Consider the following 24,276-nt stretch of genomic DNA (forward strand, 5'->3'; position numbering starts at 1 on the left):
AGCTATATATAACGCTTTCATAGTGGATTAAAAAATAAAAGACACGGGACCGTGTCTTTTATTTTTTAATCTTGACGAGTTGAATCTTCCGTGTCTTCAACACCAGAGTTTTCACCAATTCCGTGATGTTCACGAACAAAGAAGGCAATTTCTTCTCTTAAATCCGTATTCTCTTTTAAGAATTGCTTCGAATTTTCACGACCTTGTCCTAAGCGTTCTTCATTATAAGAGTACCAAGCACCGCTCTTTTGAACGATATCAAGTTCAGAAGCCATATCTAAGATTTCACCTTCTCTTGAAATACCTTCTCCGTACATAATATCAACTTCAGCAACACGGAATGGCGGTGCTACTTTATTTTTAACTACTTTTACTTTCGTTTTATTACCAACAATATCGTTACCTTGCTTTAACTGCTCAGCACGACGTACTTCAAGACGGACAGTTGAATAGAATTTCAACGCACGACCACCTGGAGTTGTTTCTGGGTTCCCGAACATAACCCCAACTTTTTCACGAATTTGGTTGATAAAGATTGCGATTGTTTTTGATTTGTTGATTGCACCTGAAAGTTTACGAAGTGCTTGTGACATTAAACGTGCTTGTAAACCAACGTGAGAGTCACCCATGTCCCCTTCGATCTCAGCTTTCGGTACAAGAGCTGCCACAGAGTCAATTACGATAATATCAACCGCTCCACTTCGTACAAGTGCTTCTGCGATTTCTAGTCCTTGCTCCCCTGTATCAGGCTGTGATAATAGTAATTCATCTATGTTAACACCTAATTTTTGTGCATATACAGGATCCATTGCATGCTCCGCATCAATGAACGCTGCTTGTCCACCTTGACGCTGTACTTCCGCGATTGCGTGTAATGAAACTGTTGTTTTACCTGAACTTTCAGGTCCATAAATTTCAATAACACGGCCACGTGGGTATCCGCCTACCCCTAGTGCCACATCAAGTGCTAAAGAACCACTTGAAATTGTAGAAATTCTACGCTCCGCTTGTTCTCCTAATTTCATAATTGAACCTTTACCGAATTGCTTCTCTATTTGTTTTAACGCCATATCTAATGCCGCTTGACGATCGCTCATTCAAAATTCCTCCTTAACTAAATTGCTAATCTTATTATACCTATTTTCAATTCAATTTGCCAACAAAAATCGAACATTTATTCGATTTTTTTATTTTATATCGAATAAAACTAGGTTTTCCAACAAAAAAAACTAGAAGAAATTTATATCTCTTCTAGCTTTTTAAATAAATGATAAAATCCATATTTTGTAGAGCGTTCTCTAATTTGTTGACGACTTCCACTTAAATTAAGCGCGAAGACTACAGCTGGTTCATCTTTAATCACCAATCCAATAAATACTGTTCCTGGTTCTTTATGCTCTGAAGCATCCGGTCCTGCCACCCCAGTGAAACTAATTCCGATATCTGCTTTTAACAGTTCCTTTACATTTTCAGCAAGATAGCGAGCACACTGTTTACTAACCGCGCCATCAGTACGTAACACTTCTTCAGGTACATGTAAAATTTGTTGCTTCACATCATTTTGATAACAAATGACACCGCCTTTAAATACAGACGAAACACCAGCATTTTCTGTTACTTGATTTCCAAAAAGACCACCTGTTAAACTTTCTGCACACGCTAAAGTTAACCCTTTTTCCTTCAATAGCCTTATTGCCTTGTAATGAAGGAAATCTTGGTCATATCCGTAGAAAAATTCTCCTACTCTTTCTAAAATCAAATCTTCCACATGCTGAATCAGTTTCTCCGCCTCATCAGCATCATGATGTTTGGCAGTTAAACGTAATGTCACTTCTCCATCATTTGCAAGTGGTGCAATGGTTGGGTTCGTTTGTCCATCAATTAAATCTTGAACTTTCACCTCTAATTGAGATTCCCCAATACCAAAAAAACGAAGAACACGAGAATAAATATTTTCCCCCGTTGTAAACTTACATAAAAAAGGCTCTACGTAACTTATATACATCGGCTTCATTTCTTTTGGTGGTCCTGGTAATAAAATATACACTTTTCCATTCGTATTTAATCCCATACCAGGCGCCATACCGTGATCATTCGCAAATACAGTCGATCCATTTAAAACGAGCGCCTGCTTTTTATTATTCTCCGTAAATTCACGGCCTGTACGCTTAAAATAATCACTTATCGATGTTAATGCCTTTTCATCATACACAAGCTCTTCATCTAAACTAGACGCTATTGTTTCTTTCGTTAAATCATCTTTTGTCGGTCCTAATCCACCTGTAAAAATGAGCATATCAGCTCGTTCTTCAGCCAATTCAATTGCCTTCTGTAATCGCTTGTTATTATCCCCAACAACAGTATGGTAGTACACGTTAATTCCGATTGAAGCTAACTTTTCAGATAAAAACTGGGCATTTGTATTTGCAATTTGTCCAAGTAATAATTCCGTTCCAACCGCAATAATTTCAGCATTCATCCCAATTCCCCCATAAACTTCTATTTTGAGTTTACAAAAGCATCTTTATTTTTCCAGAAATAATCCCATCCTGAAATAACGGTAAAGAATAATGCAATCCATATGAAAATATCTGCAACTGGAATATGAAGTAGATTTAACGGTACATCATGTAATAAGTATGCTGCAATTGCAATAATTTGTGTCCATGTCTTAATTTTCCCTAGCTGATTTGCTGCAACTACTTCCCCTGTCCCAGCAAGTACAAGGCGTAAACCTGTTACTGCAAACTCACGGCTTATAATTACAATAACGATCCAAGCAGGTACATATTGCATTTCTACCAATGTGATAAGTGCTGCCGAAACAAGTAATTTATCTGCTAACGGGTCAAGGAATTTCCCTAAATTCGTTACAAGATTATACTTTCTTGCATAATGTCCATCAATCCAATCTGTAGCCGAAGCAATAATAAAGATAAGTGCCCCTACTAAATGTTGAATTGGTAACTCTACATCACCAATTATAAATGAGCCCCACTCAAAGGGCGCTAACATAATTACCATAAAAATTGGAATTAAGAAGATTCTAGATATTGTAATTTTATTTGGTAAATTCACAGCTATTCCTCCATCATGTCAAAAACATTTGTTCATTGAAAAAAGTCATCGAAGCGATGACTGTTATTGCGCAGCTTGCCCTATCCCTTGGTTTTTTATCACCAATCTTTGGTGATATTCTTTTGCTGGATCTAATGGGAAAGTAACCACTTGGCCATTCAGTTTAATTTCAACATTCGGTGCACTTCCAATATTAAGCCGCACTTCTTTTACTGTTGATAAATCACGTTTTTCTGTTTGACCACTTTGTACTGTAGTGTTTAGAATTTCGTTACCCGCATCATCTTTAACATCTACATAGCTTGCACCCTTCGCTGAAATTTCCAGTTCTAATGTTTTATTATTATGAATTTCCAAAGTAGATACCTTACCACTCGTTCCAACTACCTTCACTTCTTGTTGTCCAGTTGGTTGCGCTGGTTGCTCTTCTTTCTTTGGTTCTTCTTTCTTTGGTTCTTCTTTTTTTGGTTCTTCCGCTTTCGCTTCATCTTTCTTCGTATCTAACGGAGAATTTTTTGCTTTTTGAACCTCAATTTTCTCACTTTGAGCATTTTGAACTTGCCTATCATCTTTTCCAGTTAACGCTTGAATAACAAACCAGACTACCACTCCAAATGCGATTACTAACAACGCAATCAAAATTTTGGGCATATGATCCGCAATTGGCCATGATGAAGATTTTTGCATTGTTTCTTGTGTTTTTTGTCCAGTTGATACTTGTGGAACTTCACGTTTTTCAGACTGTGGTATCGTACTCTGATATTCCACAAGCAGTTCCTCTCCATTTAATCCAACAGCATCTGCATATTGTTTAATGAATGCACGCGCATAAAAAGCTCCTGGCAACACATCATAATTGCCTTCTTCAATCGCTACTAAATGGCGTTTTTGAATTTTTGTAATCTCATGCAGCTGATCAATAGATAAGCCTTTCGCTTCTCTTGCTTCTGTCAGCTTTTGTCCTAATTCCGTCACTACTAACACCTCAATATTTCTTTAAAAGTCGAACATAGAGAAATTGTTTTGCGTACCTTGCTCAATTTCATCTACTAAATTATATTGAATTTCTTCATCATAATCGTTACGCAATTCGATAATATAATCAAAATCATCCAATGTGTATTCTGACTGACTCACAAACACATCCGGATGTTCCACAACTTTCGTTGCAGGCAATCTCATGATTTCACGAACGAGCTGCCAGTGTCTTTCATTTGCACGCTTTGTCGACACAATTCCATCTAGTATGAAAATATTATCGTCGCTATACTCATCTTCAATCAATTGGCTACGAACAGTTTGCTTAATGAGAGTAGATGATACGAATAACCATCTCTTATTTGCACAAACACTTGCGGCAACAATAGATTCTGTTTTTCCGACACGAGGCATTCCTCGTATCCCAATTAATTTATGACCTTCTTTTTTCATTATCTCCGCCATAAAGTCTACAAGCAATCCTAATTCATCACGCACAAATCGAAATGTTTTCTTATCATCTGCATCTCGTTGTATGTACCTACCATGTCTAACTGCTAGCTTATCTCTAAGCTTTGGCGGACGATATTTCGTTACCGTTATATTATCCATCGTATTTAAAATTGATTCAAGTCTAGAGATTTGTTCTTGATTATCACACATAAGCAAAAGTCCACGTCGTGCATTATCTACACCATTAATTGTGACAATATTGATGCCAAGCATACCGATTAACGAAGAAACGTCACCAAGTAAGCCAGGTCGGTTTTTATGTATTTCATATTCAAAATACCATTCAATCATCCAAGATCACTCCCCTACGCTTACTTTACACCTACGTACTATATTATATGATTTCACCTTAATAGGGAAGCTAAATGTATAATCTATTCCTCCTAATTACTATACAAAAAAAGTAGAGAGGAGAAGCTCCTCTCTACTTTTACTTATGTTGTACAAACTTCACCATTAAATTTGCAATTGTATGTTGCTCTTGTTCATCAGCAACTTTCCAAAGCTCAGACAATAATTTTTCTTGATCGTTGCGCGCTTCTACTTCATTTGCTAAATAATCACCAACACGAAATGCCATATCTGATACGGCACCACCATCAAGCCCTTTTCCCCCCGCTTGTTCTAAACGTTCTCCTAAAAAGCTCTTCCACTGATCAAAATTATCTAACACTGACATGTTTAAGCACCTCACTATTTTAGTAATAGAATCATGCTTAATTTGTACAATTTCTTGTTTTTTATGTAAGAATTTTTTAGCAATGCCAACCGCCATTCACTCCGATAATTTGCCCCGTAATATAAGAAGCTCCTGGCGAAACGAGGAAGGAGACTGTTTTTGCTACCTCTTCGGGTAGTCCTATTCTACCTAATGGAATATCTTCAGCAATTTCATTTTTATCATCTTCTGAAAATACATTTAACATTTCTGTTTCGATCGCACCTGGCGCTACCGCATTAACGCGCAATCCACTTAGAGAAACTTCTTTCGCTAAAGCCTTCACATATGAATTTTGTGCACCTTTCACCATTGAGTACAGCACCTCACAAGCCGCTCCTATTTGCCCCCAAATGGATGAAATAACAACAACATTACCACTTCTCCGCCCGATCATCGTTGGAAGCGCCATCGATAAAAGTCTATATACACTCTTCACTTGAAGCTCCACCATATAATCTAATTCTTCATTCGTAACATCCGTTACTAATCCAAATATACTCTTTCCAGCTGCGTATACAATAACATCAATAGGATGTTCGATTTGTCCCCACAATTTCTCTGCTCCATCGATAGAAGCTAAATTTGCTTGCACAGGAATCACTGCATCAAACTCCTTTTGTAACCCCCTTATCTTCTCTTCGCTTTTATTGTAATGAATATAGACTGTATAACCATCCTCGATTAACTGCTTCGAAATAGCAGAGCCAATCCCTCCGCTTCCTCCAGTTACTAATGCATACTTTTTCATAAATTCCCTCTCTTATCTTTTTATATATAAATAATACCCTCATCTTACCATTTGGCAATAACCAAACGTTAAATGAGGGATATAGATACTGCGTTTTTTATTCACATATTACTTCATTTTTTCGGTAACACTTGGCAGACACTCATTTTCTCTTCAATTAATAATGTTTTTGCTGCTTGTTGTAGGTCTTGAACAGTTAATCCTTCTAACACTGTAAGAGCATCAAATAAACTAGATTCATTAAACGCATATCGTGTAAACTGATTTGCAATATATTCAGGTGAATTCAACGATCGTAAAAATCCGCCAATTTTCTTTTTCTTCACCCGTTCCAGCCCAGTCTCATCTAACTGATCATAATTCGTTTGTAGTAAAATACCTTTTAATCGCTCTGCCAATTCATCAGGGTGCTTCGTATCTCCACCAACCATTGCAAAACCGAAGTTATTTTCTTCTGTATAGTCATACGAGAACGAATCATCAATAAGACCTTCATTATATAAAGATTCGTAATGAACTGACCCTTTTCCAAATAAATAATCTAAAAGTAATGTAAGTGCAATTTCTTGTTTTAACAGAGCTTGCCCTTTTTCTTTTAAATTCGTTGCCTTAATACCAACTAAACATTTTGGAGTTTGAACAGGCATTGAAATAATCTTTTTCTTTTCATTTACTTCTTCTGGTTCCTCTTCAAAAGAGCGAACGATTTCTGGTTGATTTTCGTAATCTTTTTTCGCTTGATTTTCACGAACTAAATCCATTGTTTTTTCAGGATCAATCGCTCCAACAACAAATAATAACATGTTGCTCGGATGGTAAAAAGTCTCATAACATTCATACAGTAGGTCTTTTGTAATTTTACTAATAGACTCAATCGTCCCTGCAATATCAATTTTAATTGGATGTTTCACAAACAAACTATCGATTAACCCAAAGTATAAACGCCAATCTGGGTTATCTTGGTACATTTGAATTTCTTGACCGATAATACCTTTTTCTTTTTCAACCGTTTTTTCAGAGAAATACGGTTCTTGTACAAAGTCTAACAACGTATTTAAATTTCTCTCTACATTTGATGTACAGGAAAAGAGATAAGCGGTTCTTGTAAAAGATGTAAAAGCGTTCGCTGAAGCACCTTGTTTACTAAACAATTGAAACGCGTCATGGTCCTCTTTTTCAAACAATTTATGCTCAAGGAAATGAGCAATTCCATCTGGTACACGAGTCATGTCTTCTTTTCCAAGCGGTACAAATGTATTATCAACAGAACCGTACTTCGTCGTAAATGTTGCAAATGTTTTGTTGAAGCCTTGTTTCGGTAAGATATATACGTCTAATCCATTCGGAAGTTTTTCATAATATAGCGTCTCTTTTAATTGCTCATACACAATTTTCTCCATTTATTCTCCCTCCGTTCCATGTAAAAAGTAAATTGTATCTAGTTCAATATTATTAGCAACTTTCACAATCTCTTCTTTCGTCACGCTTTCTATGCCCGTTAGCCATTCTTCAACTGGACGCGTACGCTCTGAAATCACCCCGTGATAAAGCATTTCAACAAAACCACGTGGTGTATCAATTGCCTCTAAGATTTGATTTTGAATTACACTTTTCGTTTGCTGAATCTCTTCCTCTGAAAAATCACCGCTTTGCATTGCTTTCATCTGTTCTTTAATAATTTCAACAGCTTTTTCAAAGTTCTTCGCTTCAATTCCAGACATAACGAAGAGCAAACCTTTATGACTTTCAAATCGCGATGCTGCATAGTACGCTAAACTATTTTTTTCACGGACATTTACGAATAACTTCGAATGAGAAAACCCTCCAAATAATCCGTTAAACAATTGTAATGCAAAATAATCTTCATCTTTATACGTAATGAATGTGCGATAGCCGATATTTAATTTACTTTGCTTTAGTTCTTGTTTTTCAACAATTTCTTTTTCTTCATTATTTCGTTTATGAAGAAGTACATTTCTCTCTTTCATAGCGCGAGGTGAGATCGAAAAATACTTATTTACAAGCTTCACAGCATCTTCTGAAATATCACCAATGATATATAAATCCATTTCATCTTCAGCTAACACTTTTTGATAATATTGATACAAACTTTCATTTGTAATAGAAGCAACACTTTCTTTTTTTCCATTTGCACTTAAGCGATATGGTTCTACTTTGCACATTTCTGCAATTAAACGCTCATTTGCATAACGCATTTTATCATCATAAGTAGCTTCAATTCGTTGCAAGAGTGCTCGTTTCTCACTTTCTACAATAGAAGATAGAAAACCGTCCCCTTCTGTTGCTGGATGTAAAACAATATCAGATAACATAGAAAGCGCTTTTTCAAATAACGGTGGTGCATCGTGTAAATATGTTTCATTTGCAATGTCTACATAAATAGAGATGATATGGTCTTCCCCTTTTTTACTTACATCTACCGCTAAAGAAGATCCATATAATTCTTCTAAATATTGACGAAGACGAATTACAGAAGGCAGTTTTTCTGTCGCACTTTGCAATACGTACGGCAATAGGGCACGCTCTGTCACCGTCTCCTCATTTAAAGGTGCTTTAAAACGAAATACAAAGGTATTTGTTTTAAATTTATCAGTCGGAATAATATGTACTCGCAAGCCACCTAATTCATGCAGTTGCTGTTCCATTAGTTTCATTAATAGCCCTCCTTTACGTATGTAGGAATATTCCTCTTCAATATACAGTTTTTAGAAATAAAAAATCAACTTTTCTTCCTTATTATGCTTACATTTGAGTCTTTCTAAAAACTTTAATATGTAAGGAACATAGTAAAATTCCGTATTAAATATATTCTATGTAAAAAAGCCCGCACTAATGTGCGAGCTTTTTTTATACGTTCTAAATACTCATCGTTTTCCTTTTTCATAAGGCGTTCCTAATGCTTTCGGAGCTTCAGATCGGCCTACAAAACCAACGAGTGCTAATATTGTAAATACATACGGTAATATCGTTAAGAATACGCTTGGAATTTCTTTTAATATAGGAATTGTACCACCTGTTATCCCAAGTGATTGAGCAAATCCGAAGAACAGCGCTGCTCCAAGAGCACCAAGTGGATTCCATTTACCAAAGATCATAGCTGCTAGTGCCAAGAAACCTTGTCCAGTAATTGTAGCACCTGAGAAGTTACCAGAAATCGACATTGCGAAGACCGCACCACCCACTCCTGCAAACATTCCAGATATACAAACTGCAATATAACGCATTTTATATACATTAATTCCCATCGTATCTGCTGCCATTGGATGTTCACCAACAGCACGAAGACGAAGACCGAACGGTGTTTTATAAATAATGTACCAAACAACAAATGCTAAAATAATGGCAATATACGATGTTAACGGTACATTTGAGAAAAAGATTTTCCCGATTACCGGAATATCCGAAAGTCCTGGAACATCGATTTTTTCAATTCGGTATTGAATAAAATCAGTCTGTCCTTTACCAAAGATTTTCTTAATCGCAAATACTGTTAAACCGAGCGCCAAAAAGTTAATCGCTACTCCGCTTACTACTTGATCCGCGCGGAATGTAATGGACGCTACTGCGTGAAGAAGTGCAAATAATCCACTACCAATAGCTGCAAATAATAGTGCAATCCAAGGAGTCATTGCTCCCCACGTATCACCCATTAATAACGTTGTAACGATACCAGTAAATGCACCAAATAACATTAAACCTTCTAAGGCTATATTTACAACCCCAGAACGTTCACTGAACACTCCACCTAACGCCGTAAAAATAAGTGGCGCTGCCGTATATAACGTACCAGTCACAAGAATGGCTAAAATATCTATAAAGCTCATTTATTTCCCCTCCTTGCTCATGCGTGTAAGTGCCCAGCGTAAAACATAACTGCAAGCAACAAAGAAAATAATACATGCGATAATAACATTAATTAACTCAGAAGGTACATCTGCTTCAAAATTCATTTGCGGGGCTGCACTTTTCAAACCACCGAACAGTAAAGCCGATAATAATATACCAAACGGATTATTTCCTCCAAGAAGAGCTACCGCAATCCCATCGAATCCAATACCAGTAAACGATGTCATTGCCGTCATACTTTGGAATGTTCCTAGACCTTCCATTGCCCCACCAATTCCAGCAAAAGCGCCAGCAATTGTCATTGATAATACAACATTACGAGAGACTTTCATCCCTGCATATTGCGATGCATTTTGGTTAAAACCAACCGATTTTAACTCATATCCTAACGTAGTTCTATCTAATACGAACCACATTACAATAGCAATTAAAATAGCTACAACAATTCCCCAGTGCAAACGAGATCCATCTGTCAATGAAGATAGCCAATCAGAAGCTAATGAAGCACTCGCTTGTACATCATAAGATTTCTCATTACCTTCATGTATAAAACGTTTAATAAGATCATACGTAACATAAAGTGCAATGTAGTTCATCATAATTGTGACAATTACTTCATTTACTTTAAGCTTTCCTTTTAAATATCCAGGTATAAATCCCCATAAACCACCGGCAATCGCGGCTACTAAAATAGATAACGGAATATGCAAAAATGCTGGTAACGATACTGCATATCCAAACCAGACAGCGGCAAGCCATCCAACTAATAATTGTCCTTCTACCCCAATGTTAAAGAGACCTGTACGAAACGCAAATGCAACAGACAGACCAGCTAACACGAGTGGAATCATCGTACGTAGCGTCTCACCGATAGCCTGCGGATTTCCAACCATTCCTTCCCAAAGCGCTGCATACCCAACAATTGGATCATATCCACTAACTAACATTACAATGGCACCAACAAGTAAACCAAAAATAACGGATAATACAGGAACTAAAATGTTAATTGTTCGCTCCGTTAAAAATTTTTTAGCCATTTGTATTCACCTTCTCTTTCTCCGTTCCGCCAGCCATCAACAAACCAAGCTGTTGTTCATTTGTTTCTTTCGCATCGACAATTGCTACAATTTTCCCTTCATATATAACAGCAACTCGATCACTTACATTTAAAATTTCATCCAGTTCTAACGATAGAAGTAATACCGCTTTCCCGTTATCTCTCTGCTCGATTAATTTTTTATGAATAAATTCAATTGCACCTACATCTAAACCACGTGTTGGTTGTGCTGCAATTAATAAATCTGGATTACGATCTACTTCACGTGCAATGATAGCTTTCTGCTGATTTCCACCTGATAGAGCACGCGCTAATGTTTGTTCACTAGGTGTACGTACATCAAACTGTTCAATAAGCGCCTTTGCTTTCTCTGTGATTTTGCTAAAGTTTAAAATCCCCTTCTTTGAAAATGGATTTTTATAGTATGTTTGCAAAACTATATTGTCTTTAACAGAAAAATCAAGAACTAGCCCGTGTTTATGACGGTCTTCTGGAATATGACCTATTCCTTCCTCTGTAATTCTTCGAACAGGCCAATTCGTTATTTCTTTTCCTTTAATTGCAATAGAACCTGACTCAACTTTTCGTAAACCAGTAATCGCCTCTATTAATTCACTTTGACCATTTCCATCAATCCCTGCAATACCAACGATTTCTCCTGCACGAACAGTTAAGTCAAGGCCTTTTACAGCAGGTAATTGGCGTGCATCATGAACGACAAGATTCGCAACAGACAGAACCTCCTCTTTCGGTTTGGCCCCTATTTTTTCTGTTTTAAAATTCACTTGACGTCCGACCATTAATTCTGCAAGTTTATGTTCATCCATTTCCGCAACGTCAACTGTACCAATTCCTTTACCTTTACGAATAATTGTGCAACGATCGCAAACTTCCATAATTTCTTTTAATTTATGTGTAATAAGAATGATAGATTTCCCTTCTTGCACAAGCTTTTTCATAATTTGAATCAACTCATGAATTTCTTGAGGAGTTAACACTGCAGTCGGTTCATCGAATATTAAAATCTCCGCACCACGATAAAGCGTCTTTAATATTTCAACCCTTTGCTGCATCCCAACCGAAATATCTTCAATCTTTGCATTTGGATCAACAGCTAAACCGTACTGTTCAGATAATTGTTTAATTTCTTTTGCAGCCTCTTCAACAGCTATTTTCCCTTTTCTCTTCGGCTCATTTCCAAGAATGATATTCTCTGTAACTGTAAAATTATGAACAAGCATAAAGTGCTGATGGACCATCCCAATTCCAAGGTCATTTGCAATATTCGGATTTGTAATTTTTACAGGGTTTCCTTTAATTTTAATTTCGCCCTGTTCTGGTTGATACAAACCGAACAGTACATTCATCAACGTTGATTTCCCTGCACCATTTTCTCCAAGTAAAGCGTGTATCTCTCCCTGTTTTACTTGCAGCGTAATATCATCATTCGCTACAATGCCTGGGAATACTTTTGTAATATTGTTCATCTCAATTACGTATTCCATTTTGTTCCTCCTTCTAGCAGGGAACACTCCCTAATTACACTCTATTAAAAGTATTTTTATATATGCAAAGGTTAGTTCTAAGAACTAACCTTTGCTATTGCTCTATCATTATTTCTTTAGAGCAGCTTCGTATGCTTTATATTCATCATCAGTCGCAGGTACTTTAATTTCACCAGCAGTGATTTTCTTCTCAAACTCTTCTATTTTTGTTAAAATTTCTGGGTTTACTTTTTTCACATTATCAGTTGTTTTCGCAATACCAACGCCATCATCTTTTAAGCCGAACTCTTCTACTTTACCGCCTTTTAACTTACCATCTTTCGCTTCTTGCGCTACTTTTGCTACTGCAACATCAACACGTTTTACCATTGAAGTTAAAGTTACGTTTTCAGGCATGCCTTCTTGATTTTGGTCACGGTCAACACCGATTACCCAAACATTTTCACCTTTTTTCTTACGGTTTTTCGCTTCTGTGAATACACCGTTACCAGTTGCACCTGAAGCATGGTAAATTACGTCAACGCCTTGACCGTACATTGCTGAAGCTAATACAGATCCTTTTTCTGGCTTATCAAATGCATCAGCATATTGTGATACAATTTCGATATTTGGATTTACTGCTTTTGCACCAGCTTTAAAACCTGATTCGAATTTTGTAATTAACGGGCTCTTCACACCACCAACAAAACCAACTTTATTTGATTTTGTTGTCATCGCTGCTACAGCTCCAACTAGGAATGAACCTTCATGGTCTTTAAATGTAATACTTGTTACGTTCGGCTTCTTTACAACTGTATCTACAATCGCAAATTGCTCTTTTGGATACTGTTCAGCCACCTTTTCAATTGATTTCTCCATTAAGTATCCAATACCAAATGTTGTGTTATAATTATCTTTCGCAAATTTCGTTAAATTTGGAATGTAATCAGCATCTTTACTTGATTGAAGGTAACGATATCCTTCATTTTTCTTTAAATCGTTGTCTTTACCAAATTTCGTTAAACCTTCCCAAGCTGATTGGTTAAATGATTTGTCATCAACGCCCCCAACATCTGTAACCATACCAACCTTAAACTCTTTATCCCCTTTTTTGTCACTATCCGCTTTATCCGAGTTACCACATGCACCTAACACTGTACTTGCTGCTAACGTTAACGATAATAAAAGACCTGTTTTTTTCTTCATACTAGAAACCCCTCCTGAAATGTTTTGTCTAATGATTCATACGCTGCTGTCCCTTACTTCTTGCTGTCACCTCCCTAAAAAGGAACTTCCCTACATACGTTTTCTTAATACGTGGAAGCTAAACTTATCAGCTCTAAAGTAATTAATAGAATATAAGATTGGCTCATCATTTTGATCATAGTGCATTTGTTTTAAAACTAGCAGTGCCGTTTCAGGTTCACATTCTAAAATCGGTGAAATTTTCGGGTGATAACCAATCGGTTCAATGTGAGCAACTGCGTATGTGATACGCTTGTGCGTATTATTATGTATTACTGTAAGCAGCGATTCCTCATTGTATCCCGATAAATCTGGTAATATCTCTTTTGCCAGTTTATCAATGCAATATACAACTGGTTCCCCATCCGCTGTACGAACACGTTCAATCATTACTGCGCTAAAAGCATCTTCACAATTAAATTTCTCTTTTTCTTCTTCTGTTAAAGTTGTTGTAGATGATGATAAAAAGATTGTTCCTGGCGTTTTCCCCACACTAGAAATCATATCTGTAATACTAGAAAGTTGCTCTATTCCGGAAGAAAATAACGGCTTCGCATTTACAAATGTCCCTACACCATGTCTACGAATAACAACATTTTCTTCTTCTAAAATACGTAGTGCTTCCCTTAAAGTTGCCCTACTTACACCAAGTTCTTTCGCTAGATCAAACTCTGAAGGTAACTTTTGTTTTTCTTTGTAAGCCCCATCTTTAATTTTTCCTTTGATGTGATCAATCACCCGCAAATATAGGTGACGACTATCGGATTTTACTGACATAAGACTCCCCCGCATTTCAATTATTCGACCTCTGATGTAAGACTTCTTTTCTCTTTTTTCAACTTACAACATAGTATAAATTACTAAATACTAAAAATAAGCGTAATTATCGAATAAATATTAATAATTTTTCAAGATGAAATTTTCACACTTTATTCCATAAAAAAAACTTTGTACCATAAACATTTCTCATATAGAGAAAAAGTTCGGCACAAAGATTCCTTACATCCTTTGTTACACACTTTTCCCCTCATAGTCTAGCAATTCATGGTTGCCAGGTAGAAACTTATGGACCTTATCTCCAAGATTATATGAGGCAGTGATTCTTTTCGAAGTAATCTTACCACTTGCTCCCATATGTGTCAACAGATTTCAACATTTTTCTACATTAAATATCGAACGTTTTGAAAACCAAAACGATAAGCATTCGTATTCTAAAGGACCCTTAAAAATGTAAGCCCTTTCTTAGCCAATGACTATAGTATATAACAAAAACAGCATATAAAAAAGCCTAATTGTAAAAACAATTAGGCTTTTTTTAAGAACTTTTTTCTTGCACATCTTTAATGAGTACTCCCCTTGGTTTACTACCTTCATAAGGACCTACTACACCATTCATTTCCATGGCATCAATTAAACGAGCTGCTCGCGTATATCCTACTCTAAATCTACGTTGTAACATAGAAACAGATGCTGTTTGCATTTCTACTACAAGCTGAACCGCTTCATCGTATAATTCATCTTCTACTTCCTGCTTTGTTTCAGGAACATCTTGTGGAATCATATCCTCTTGATATTGCGCTTTTTGCTGCGCAATAACAGATTCTACGACTCTCTCAACTTCATCATCTGATAAAAATGCCCCTTGTACACGAACAGGTTTCGATGCACCAATTGGTATGAATAACATATCTCCACGACCTAGCAACTTTTCTGCACCACCACCGTCAAGAATCGTTCGAGAATCTATTTGGGAAGATACAGCAAATGCAATACGCGATGGAATATTCGCTTTAATAACACCTGTGATAACATCAACTGACGGGCGCTGAGTCGCAATAATTAAATGAATACCAGCAGCACGTGCCATTTGCGCTAAACGCATAATCGCATCTTCTACATCCGAAGAAGCAACCATCATTAAATCAGCTAACTCGTCCACAATTACTACAATATATGGTAATTCAGGTTGTTTCGCTTCCGATTGGCTATTATGTTCTTTAATATAATCATTATATCCTTCAATGTTACGCGTACCGCTATGCGCGAATAATTCATAACGACGCTCCATTTCACTCACAACTTTCTTCAAAGCCTGTGATGCTTTTTTCGGATCAGTTACGACTGGTGTTAATAAGTGCGGAACACCGTTATATACATTTAACTCTACCATTTTCGGATCAATCATCATTAATTTTACTTCATGCGGTTTTGCACGCATTAAAATACTTACAATAATTCCATTAATACATACACTCTTTCCACTACCAGTCGCACCAGCTACTAATAAATGGGGCATTTTATTTAAACGTGCCAATACAGCCTCTCCTGTAACATCACGTCCAAGACCGATTAATAACTTCTCTTCTGGGTGGTTATTCGCCTTTGAATCAAGAACTTCTCTCAGCGTTACCATAGAAACTTCTGAATTCGGAACCTCAATCCCTACAGCTGATTTCCCGGGAATAGGTGCTTCAATACGAATGTCTTTCGCTGCTAAAGCAAGCGCTAAATCATCACTTAAACTAACAATTTTACTTACCTTTACTCCCATATCAGGATACACTTCATATTTCGTAACTGCAGGACCTCTATGTACTTTTGTTACTTTCGCTTTCACACCAAAACTTTGGAATGTACGTTCCAATTTACGAGCATTTTCATAAATTTCCGCATTTTCATTTGTAACTTGCTTATTTTGGGGAAACTTTAATATATCAAGCGAAGGAAGCTTATAATCTTTATTTTCCACATTAGAAAATTGCATAGGAGGTGCTTTCGTTTCACCTTCTAGCGATTCAACGATTTTTTCTCCTCGTTTCTTGTGAGGTTGTTCTTCTGGCGCAGGCGGAACTGCCTCTTCAATAAACGGAGGAGTGATTAAATCATTTTCTTCTATCTGCTTTTCCGTCTCTTCACGTACTGGATAATTCTCAGTAAAATTCGAAATAATTGGTGGACCAATTTCTATTTCTTCTACTGGCTCAATAGCTTCTTCTTGTTCAGCAACACGTTCACGCCTCTTGCTTCTTGTTGTTTTTTTCTTTTCAGTTTGCTCGGCGACCCTTTGAGATTTCCAATCTTTATAATCCCCTTGCATTACTTGAAACTGACTTCTAAGAATTCTCCCTACCGGAGCAAGTACTTCTCCAATATGTTTATTTGTTATACAAAGTATTCCAAGAATAACTAAAATAATTCCAATGATATATGCCCCTACTTCGTCAAATAAGAAGTAGCACGTTGCGAACATCAATGCACCGAACATACCACCACCTAAATGAACACTATCCGGGCCCTTTTTCATTTCAAGGAAGAAGTAATCTTTTGTACTAACAATTACAGAAGTATTTTGCACAGCTCCATCTTTCGTAAGCAGGTTAAATAATGTAATATGACTAAACATTAATATTGCTAGTACAATTAAATAAACACCTATTAGCCGTTTATTTAAAAGGTTGGGCCATCCCCGCTTTATTACAAACGCAACAGATAAAGCTATTACACCTAACACACCAATTATGTACCACTCACCAAAGAAGAAGCGAAAAAATAACACAAACGATTTCCCTACAACACCTAGCTGTAAAATCGTAATAATCGAAAGTGCAAAAAGAGTCAACCCGACGATTTCATAATACAAAGTTGGCTTTATCGTACGTCTTGCCTTAGCCTTCGTCCCTCTTTGCTTTTGTTTTGCCATTTCTTCACCTCGTGTTCTAGAAATTAAGTACAACTTTCTTATAAAAAAGATCTACTTACATGTCTTTCTCTCTATTTTTCAGGTCTTTATATCTTCTATTTTTACACTTCTTGTAAAATGTTAAATAAACAGAAGAAAGCAGCCTACTCATGGCTGCTCAACCGTCTTGTTTTTTATATTATACCATAGCTCCTAAACAAAATCCTTCTTTTTGCTAAAAGGTAATTTTCTGTCCAGGCTCAAACTCTAGGTAGTGAGACGGATTCGTACTTAATACACGTACAATAGAGTAACATTGATTATCCTCCTCAGAAACCACTAATTCCACGCCATTTATATTCACAACTTTTTGGCTTTCGCATTGTGAATAATCGGCCGGATACACAAGCTGCTCTGGCATAATTGTATATAAAATCATTGTAGCATTGTCCCTTCTGTACTATTATCCTTGCGTTCATCAATTAATTCGTTTAATTTTCGAAGTGCGCTACCAATACCACCGACACCATCTATAAGACCATACTTCACTGCATCTCCACCTATTACATTCGTCCCAATATCTCGCGTCAAATTCCCTTTTGCAAACATAAGCTCTTTAAAACGATCTTCCGTTACTTTCGAATGCTTTGTCACAAATCGAATGACTCTTTCTTGCATTTTATCCAAATACTCAAATGTTTGTGGCACACCTATAACAAGACCTGTTAAACGAATTGGATGAATTGTCATCGTCGCTGTTTCGGCAATAAATGAATAATCAGTTGAGACCGCAATCGGTACACCGATTGAATGCCCTCCTCCTAAAACAAGAGATACAGTTGGTTTTGAAAGCGAAGCCACCATTTCAGAAATCGCTAATCCAGCTTCAACGTCACCCCCAACTGTATTTAATATTAACAGTAAACCTTCAATTTTTGGATTTTGTTCAATCGCGACAATTTGCGGAATGATGTGTTCATATTTTGTTGTTTTATTTTGTGGTGGCAACTGAATATGACCTTCCACCTGCCCAACAATTGTTAAGCAATGAATACGCGATTCATTCATTTGTGGTACATTTGTCTGTCCAAGTTGCTGAATTTTCTCCACTATAGAAGCCTCTTTTGGAACTTCTTTCGGCTCAGCTTCTTTTTCTTCATTTGTATAACGATCACGTTCTGTCATATCGCATCCCCTTTCACTCGTATATAACTATTATTTCTTAAGTTATGAATTTCATTCGATAGGGTTAAAAAAGAAAAAGATCACCTGTAAAGGTGACCTTCTTTATACTTCCATAATAATCGGTAAAATCATTGGCTTTCTCTTCGTTTCTTCGTACAAGAACTGCCCTAATAATTCACGAATATTTTGTTTCAACATAGACCATTCAATTGTATATTCTTTAATTGATTGTTCAACAATCATACGTACAATATCTGTGGATCGTTCGATTAATGCTTCTGATTCACGAACATATACAAAGCCGCGTGAAATAATTTCTGGACCAGAGATTATTTTCTTTTCATCCTTACCAAGTGTTACAACAACAACTAAAATTCCATCTTGAGATAACATCTTTCTATCTCGAAGAACGATGTTACCGACGTCACCTACACCTAATCCATCAATTAAAACATTACCAGCTTGCACTTTACCAGCTAATTTTGCTTCATCGTCACCAAAAGCAATTACATCGCCTTTTTCTACGATAAAGATATTCTCTCTCGCAATACCTACATCTTCCGCTAAATACGCATGTGCTTTTTGCATACGGAACTCACCATGTACGGGTACAAAATACTTCGGCTTCATTAAATTTATCATCAGCTTTAATTCTTCTTGGCTACCATGACCTGAAACGTGAACTTTTCTTTCACCGTAATAAATAACCTCAGCACCAGATCTAAATAACAAGTCAATAATTTTTGATACAGATACTTCATTTCCTGGAATTGGAGAAGCTGCAATAATAACAGTATCACCTTTACGAATTGAAATTTGTTTATGAGCTTGTTTCGCCATTCTAGAAAGGGCTGCCATCGGTTCCCCTTGACTACCAGTCGTTAAGATAGCTACCTTTTTTTCCGGGAAATTGTCTATTTCTTGTAATGAAATAACCATACCTTCTGGAACATCTAAATAACCAAGACGTCTTGCAATATCTACCACTTTCACCATGCTACGTCCTACTACCGCTACTTTCCTTCCAGTTTCAGCAGCTGCATCAAACACTTGTTGAATACGGTGTACATTCGATGCAAATGAAGCAACAATAATACGTCCTTCTGAACTATAGAATACTTTAGAAATCTCTATACCTACTTCTTTTTCCGAACCTGTATAACCAGGACGTTCAGCGTTTGTACTATCAGATAACAAGCAAAGTACGCCTTCATTTCCAATTTGCGCCATTTTCCCAAGATCTGCTCCACTATTTCCGATTGGAGTTTGATCAAATTTAAAGTCTCCTGTATATACTACAGCACCTTTTGATGTATGGAAACAAACACCCACAGAATCCGGAATACTATGTGTCGTTCCGAAGAATGACACATTTGTTGAATTAAACTCTACTGTTGAATTCGAGTCAATTGTTTTTAAGTCTACACGGCCTAACATTCCTGCTTCGCCAAGCTTTTCTTGTATAAGTCCTACCGTTAATTTCGTCGCATATACTGGAATAGATAATTTACGAAGCACATAAACAATTCCACCAATATGATCTTCATGACCATGGGTAATAAATAGTCCTTTTACTCGCTCTTGATTTTCTACTAAATATGTAATGTCAGGAATAACAATATCAATCCCAAACATTTCATCTCCCGGGAACATCAATCCGGCATCTACAATAAAGATTTCAGAATCAATTTCAACACAGTACATGTTTTTTCCGATTTCACCTACTCCGCCAAGAGCAAATACTTTAACAGACTCATTCTCTTTTCTCTTCATGTTGTTGCCTGGTTTAAAAATCTTGCAAACACTGATTTCACTAAAATTGCAGAGACACCAGGGGAAACTCTACAACCACCATATATTCACCGTCCAAGACGAATGTCCTTACCGTTATGCGATATCATGTCCTTGTTAATTTTTTAAACCAGGTTTCACCTCTCTTTCATTATATAAATCAAATATCTTATTCGATATGATATGAAAATTTCATTAAATCTTAATTTTTACCAATTTTGCTAAGCATACCCGTACTAAGCTACTTAGCCATATTATAACTGATACAAGAAATAGAACACAAGTTAAATTATGCGAAAGACAAGAGAAGACACTAAAATGAGATTATAATTTAAGAGGGCAAAATTCATATCAGTTTTACTATTTTCCCTACGTAATAAGAGTTTGATGGAAAAATATTCATGTAAATTCTTTACATAAACATGAAACGATATTCACTAAAAAAATCTTATCTCTGTAATCAGTTTCTTACTAATTCTCCCCCCTGCCACCCCCTTCTTATTACAGCCTATTAACTATAGCTAATTTTCATCACTTACATATAGTTAGTCAAAATAAAAATGACCTAGTTTCACACTAGGTCATTTTTATTAACGAGGAATAGATTGCATTACGGATTGTAATGTTATTCTTTCTTCTTCCGTTAATGGAAGAAGTGGCAAACGTACAGAACCTACATCTAATCCCACCATTTGTAATGCTGTTTTTACTGGTGTTGGGCTCGGCGCCATAAATAGTGCATCCGTTACTTTTACTAGTAATTGATGTAATTTCTGCGCTTTTTTGAACTCTCCAGCTTGGAATGCAGCAATCATTTCTTGCATTTCATTCCCGATAACATGAGATGCTACAGAAACAATACCTTTTGCTCCAATTGCCATAGCTGGTAATGTTAAACCATCATCACCGCTGTATACTGCAAAGTCGTCCGCTGTTTTTTCAATGATTTCTGTCATTGTTAATACATCGCCGCCTGCATCTTTAATCGCAACAATGTTTTCTATTTCTGATAAACGAACAACTGTATCAACGGAGATTTGTACAATAGATCGTCCTGGAACATTATATAGCATTACCGGAAGCGGAGTGCTTTCAGCGATTGTTTTAAAGTGCTGGTACATCCCTTCTTGACTCGGTTTATTATAATACGGTGCCACTAGCATAACTGCATCAACACCAACTTCAGTTGCCTTTTTTGTTAAATCGACAGAAGCATGCGTATTATTGCTACCTGTTCCAGCGATGACGGGCACCCTTTTATCGACAACAGATACGACATGGCGATATAACGCTACTTTTTCTTCTGATGTTAATGTAGGAGATTCTCCAGTCGTCCCTCCTACCACGATTGCTGTTGTACCGTTATCAATTAAATAATTTACCAATTTCGTTGTCTTTGCAAAATCGATATTACCATTTTTATCAAACGGTGTTACCATCGCGGTTGCAATTGTCCCAAAATCTATCATGATCTCACTCCTTATTGTTCCAGTTGCTTTTCTTTTGAAAGCTCAAATGCACTATGTAATGCATTCACAGCCTCCACTAAATCGGCTTCTTTTACAAGAACCCAAATTGTCGTATGACTATCTGCTGATTGCAGAATTTGAATACCTTTTTCCGCTAAAGCTGTGACAATTTTCGCTGTAACCCCTGGAATACCTGCCATTCCAGCACCAACGATAGAAACCTTCGCACAATGCTCTGTCACCACTGGATCATATCCAAGTTGCTTTAAAACCTCAACTGCACGCGCTGATACACTATCCTTTACTGTGTAAGCTACACCAGTAGGAGAAATGTTAATTAAGTCCACACTAATCCCTTCATTAGCCATTTCTTTAAACACGTGTTGTTGTAAATCATATGCAGTTTCTTTTGCAAGCACTTTAATTTGCGTTACGTTTGACACATGGGCAATCCCTGTAACAGGACGTTCTTCTACATCCTGCCCTTTTGTAGCACCATCATATGCCGCAATAAGCGTACCTTCACTATCAGAATACGTAGAACGTACACGAAGTGGTACTTTTGCATGCATCGCAATTTCAACCGCACGCGGATGAACAACTTTCGCACCCTGATAAGCCATGTTACAAATCTCGTTATATGTTACAGTTTGAAGATGACGTGCATCTTTTACGATACGAGGATCCGCAGTCATAACACCTTCAACATCTGTGAAGATATCGATATATTCAGCATGAAGCGCAACACCTAATGCTGAAGCTGAGGTATCACTACCTCCGCGCCCAAGTGTTGTCGTATCTCCATTTTTCGTTTGACCTTGGAATCCAGTCACGACGATAACATCTACATTTTGTAACTCTTCATGTATACGATCGCAATTCATTTCAATAATCTTAGCATTCGTAAAGTCATTATTCGTTACAAAACCAGCTTGCGCACCATTTAATGCTGCTGCTTTTATACCATTCTCATTCAACATGTTAGAGAAAACAATTGCTGAGATTAATTCTCCGCATGATAATAATAAATCTTGCTCACGTTTAGAAATATTAGGTTCCTCTTGATTTACAAGACTTAATAACGTATCAGTTGCATACGGTTCACCTTTACGGCCCATTGCTGATACAACAGTAACTACTTTATAACCAGCAGCTAACGATTTTTTTATATGGTGAAGCGCATGCTTGCGCCCATTGTCATCACGTACTGATGTACCACCAAATTTTTGAACAATAATTTTCATATTTTGCACCTTCTCTTAGCCGTTTACACTAATTGTAATTTTACTAAGCGCTCTGCAATTTGAACAGAATTCCATGCAGCGCCTTTTAATAAGTTATCAGATACGACCCAAAGGTGGAATCCTTTATCATTATTTAAATCTTTACGGATTCTTCCAACGAATACTTCATTTTTACCTACTGCAGTAGCTGGCATTGGATATAACTGCTCTGCTGGATTATCTTGCAGTACAATACCTTCTGCATTTGCAAGTAAGTTTTTCATTTCTTCTACTGTTACGCCTTCTTTATCTACTTCAATGTACACAGACTCGGAATGCCCCGATACAACTGGTAAACGTACACATGTCGCAGCTACTTCTAATTCAGGCATATGCATAATTTTTTTCGTTTCATTAATCATTTTCATTTCTTCGAATGTAAATCCATTATCTTGGAATTTATCAATCTGTGGAATAGCATTAAAAGCGATTTGGAAATGCTTTTCGTCACCTGATACAGGTAAAACATTCGCCTTTACTTCTTCGCCATTTAAGATTGCTTGTGATTGTTCATGAAGTTCTTCAATAGCTGCCGCACCAGCACCTGATACAGCTTGATATGTGGAAACGATTACTCGTTTTAAACCATATTGCTGGCGAACTGGTTCAAGAGCTACTACCATTTGAATTGTAGAACAGTTTGGATTTGCAATAATACCATTATGTTCTTTTAAATCATTTTCATTTACTTCAGGTACAACAAGTGGCACGTTTTCTGTCATACGGAATGCACTTGTATTATCAACAACAATTGCACCGCGCTTTGCTGCTTCTGGCGCTAATTGTTTCGATACAGATCCACCTGCACTAAATAGTGCAATATCTACTCCTTCAAAACTTTCAGGAGTTGCCTCTTGAACTGTAAATTCTTCGCCTTTAAATACAAGTTTCTTACCTGCAGATCGTTTAGATGAAAGTAACGTTAACTTCCCAATTGGAAATTCTCGTTTCTCTAAAGTATTTAACATTTGTTCACCAACTGCGCCGGTTGCTCCAACTACAGCGACATGAAAAGTTTTTTGCTTTTCCATCACTATGCCCCTTTCTAGATACCAATCCTTCTATAACTTAGAATTAGAAGGAGCTTACAATGCCCCCTCTAATCTTAATAACGTTAATTTTATCATATTCTACAGTAAGAATGATGGTTTCAACAAAAATTGTACGTTTTTTTCGTT

At 36.8% G+C, this 24,276-nt stretch carries 21 protein-coding genes and 1 riboswitch; all 21 genes read right to left on the reverse strand.

Going from position 1 to position 24,276, the window contains the following annotated elements; all coding sequences use genetic code 11:
- Positions 1 to 65 precede the first annotated feature (65 nt).
- Entirely contained in the window at positions 66 to 1,097 is a 1,032-nt protein-coding gene (recA, locus tag MR066_RS08715) for a recombinase RecA (protein ID WP_002014599.1), read from the reverse strand.
- Positions 1,098 to 1,240: 143 nt separating this feature from the next.
- Complete coding sequence (locus tag MR066_RS08720; protein WP_242246872.1) at positions 1,241 to 2,479, reverse strand: competence/damage-inducible protein A; 1,239 nt, start codon at positions 2,477 to 2,479, stop codon at positions 1,241 to 1,243.
- 20 nt (positions 2,480 to 2,499) lie between these two features.
- A complete protein-coding gene (pgsA, locus tag MR066_RS08725) occupies positions 2,500 to 3,078 on the reverse strand; it encodes a CDP-diacylglycerol--glycerol-3-phosphate 3-phosphatidyltransferase (RefSeq protein WP_002014596.1) in 579 nt (192 codons plus the stop codon).
- Positions 3,079 to 3,141: 63 nt separating this feature from the next.
- Complete coding sequence (locus MR066_RS08730) at positions 3,142 to 4,053, reverse strand: helix-turn-helix domain-containing protein (protein ID WP_002142844.1); 912 nt, start codon at positions 4,051 to 4,053, stop codon at positions 3,142 to 3,144.
- Positions 4,054 to 4,074: 21 nt separating this feature from the next.
- Positions 4,075 to 4,860, reverse strand: a complete 786-nt coding sequence (locus tag MR066_RS08735) for a DUF3388 domain-containing protein (protein ID WP_000574107.1) — start codon at positions 4,858 to 4,860, stop codon at positions 4,075 to 4,077.
- A gap of 139 nt (positions 4,861 to 4,999) precedes the next feature.
- Positions 5,000 to 5,248 (reverse strand): DUF3243 domain-containing protein, encoded by a 249-nt coding sequence (locus MR066_RS08740; RefSeq protein ID WP_000114449.1) that lies wholly within the window; start codon positions 5,246 to 5,248, stop codon positions 5,000 to 5,002.
- A gap of 76 nt (positions 5,249 to 5,324) precedes the next feature.
- The gene (ymfI, locus tag MR066_RS08745) at positions 5,325 to 6,038 is read right to left on the reverse strand and encodes an elongation factor P 5-aminopentanone reductase (RefSeq protein ID WP_242246873.1); all 714 of its coding nucleotides are present in this window, start codon (positions 6,036 to 6,038) and stop codon (positions 5,325 to 5,327) included.
- Positions 6,039 to 6,151: 113 nt separating this feature from the next.
- The gene (yfmH, locus tag MR066_RS08750) at positions 6,152 to 7,438 is read right to left on the reverse strand and encodes an EF-P 5-aminopentanol modification-associated protein YfmH (RefSeq protein ID WP_242246875.1); all 1,287 of its coding nucleotides are present in this window, start codon (positions 7,436 to 7,438) and stop codon (positions 6,152 to 6,154) included.
- Positions 7,439 to 8,713, reverse strand: coding sequence for an EF-P 5-aminopentanol modification-associated protein YfmF (gene yfmF / locus MR066_RS08755; protein ID WP_242246877.1), 1,275 nt, complete (start codon positions 8,711 to 8,713; stop codon positions 7,439 to 7,441).
- Between the two features lie 210 nt (positions 8,714 to 8,923).
- Positions 8,924 to 9,883, reverse strand: a complete 960-nt coding sequence (locus tag MR066_RS08760) for an ABC transporter permease (protein WP_002066758.1) — start codon at positions 9,881 to 9,883, stop codon at positions 8,924 to 8,926.
- Positions 9,884 to 10,942: an ABC transporter permease gene (locus MR066_RS08765; RefSeq protein WP_002088061.1), complete on the reverse strand. Its 1,059-nt coding sequence runs from the start codon at positions 10,940 to 10,942 to the stop codon at positions 9,884 to 9,886. It abuts the gene before it with no gap.
- A complete protein-coding gene (locus tag MR066_RS08770; RefSeq protein WP_002066755.1) occupies positions 10,935 to 12,467 on the reverse strand; it encodes an ABC transporter ATP-binding protein in 1,533 nt (510 codons plus the stop codon). The genes MR066_RS08765 and MR066_RS08770 overlap by 8 nt, the downstream gene beginning before the upstream one ends.
- A gap of 108 nt (positions 12,468 to 12,575) precedes the next feature.
- On the reverse strand, positions 12,576 to 13,652 hold the full coding sequence (locus tag MR066_RS08775) for a BMP family lipoprotein (RefSeq protein WP_002066754.1): 1,077 nt from the start codon (positions 13,650 to 13,652) through the stop codon (positions 12,576 to 12,578).
- A gap of 90 nt (positions 13,653 to 13,742) precedes the next feature.
- Positions 13,743 to 14,468: a GntR family transcriptional regulator gene (locus tag MR066_RS08780; RefSeq protein WP_002088063.1), complete on the reverse strand. Its 726-nt coding sequence runs from the start codon at positions 14,466 to 14,468 to the stop codon at positions 13,743 to 13,745.
- A 233-nt stretch (positions 14,469 to 14,701) separates the two neighbouring features.
- Positions 14,702 to 14,803, reverse strand: a riboswitch (purine riboswitch).
- A gap of 203 nt (positions 14,804 to 15,006) precedes the next feature.
- Positions 15,007 to 17,391 carry a DNA translocase FtsK gene (locus MR066_RS08785; RefSeq protein ID WP_002014584.1) on the reverse strand — a complete coding sequence of 795 codons (2,385 nt, stop codon included), beginning with the start codon at positions 17,389 to 17,391 and terminating at the stop codon, positions 15,007 to 15,009.
- Positions 17,392 to 17,605: 214 nt separating this feature from the next.
- Positions 17,606 to 17,809 carry a YlzJ-like family protein gene (locus MR066_RS08790; RefSeq protein ID WP_002088064.1) on the reverse strand — a complete coding sequence of 68 codons (204 nt, stop codon included), beginning with the start codon at positions 17,807 to 17,809 and terminating at the stop codon, positions 17,606 to 17,608.
- Positions 17,806 to 18,555, reverse strand: coding sequence for a translocation-enhancing protein TepA (tepA, locus tag MR066_RS08795; RefSeq protein WP_002014582.1), 750 nt, complete (start codon positions 18,553 to 18,555; stop codon positions 17,806 to 17,808). The genes MR066_RS08790 and tepA overlap by 4 nt, the downstream gene beginning before the upstream one ends.
- 102 nt (positions 18,556 to 18,657) lie before the next feature.
- Positions 18,658 to 20,328: a ribonuclease J gene (locus MR066_RS08800; protein ID WP_002014581.1), complete on the reverse strand. Its 1,671-nt coding sequence runs from the start codon at positions 20,326 to 20,328 to the stop codon at positions 18,658 to 18,660.
- Positions 20,329 to 20,936: 608 nt separating this feature from the next.
- Positions 20,937 to 21,815, reverse strand: a complete 879-nt coding sequence (dapA, locus tag MR066_RS08805; RefSeq protein WP_002014579.1) for a 4-hydroxy-tetrahydrodipicolinate synthase — start codon at positions 21,813 to 21,815, stop codon at positions 20,937 to 20,939.
- An 11-nt stretch (positions 21,816 to 21,826) separates the two neighbouring features.
- Positions 21,827 to 23,059, reverse strand: a complete 1,233-nt coding sequence (gene dapG / locus MR066_RS08810) for an aspartate kinase (RefSeq protein WP_002088068.1) — start codon at positions 23,057 to 23,059, stop codon at positions 21,827 to 21,829.
- A 23-nt stretch (positions 23,060 to 23,082) separates the two neighbouring features.
- The gene (asd, locus tag MR066_RS08815; RefSeq protein ID WP_002014577.1) at positions 23,083 to 24,129 is read right to left on the reverse strand and encodes an aspartate-semialdehyde dehydrogenase; all 1,047 of its coding nucleotides are present in this window, start codon (positions 24,127 to 24,129) and stop codon (positions 23,083 to 23,085) included.
- Positions 24,130 to 24,276 lie beyond the last annotated feature (147 nt).

The sequence above is a fragment of the Bacillus cereus group sp. BfR-BA-01523 genome, from assembly GCF_022662615.1.
GTDB classification, from domain to species: Bacteria; Bacillota; Bacilli; order Bacillales; family Bacillaceae_G; genus Bacillus_A; species Bacillus_A mycoides.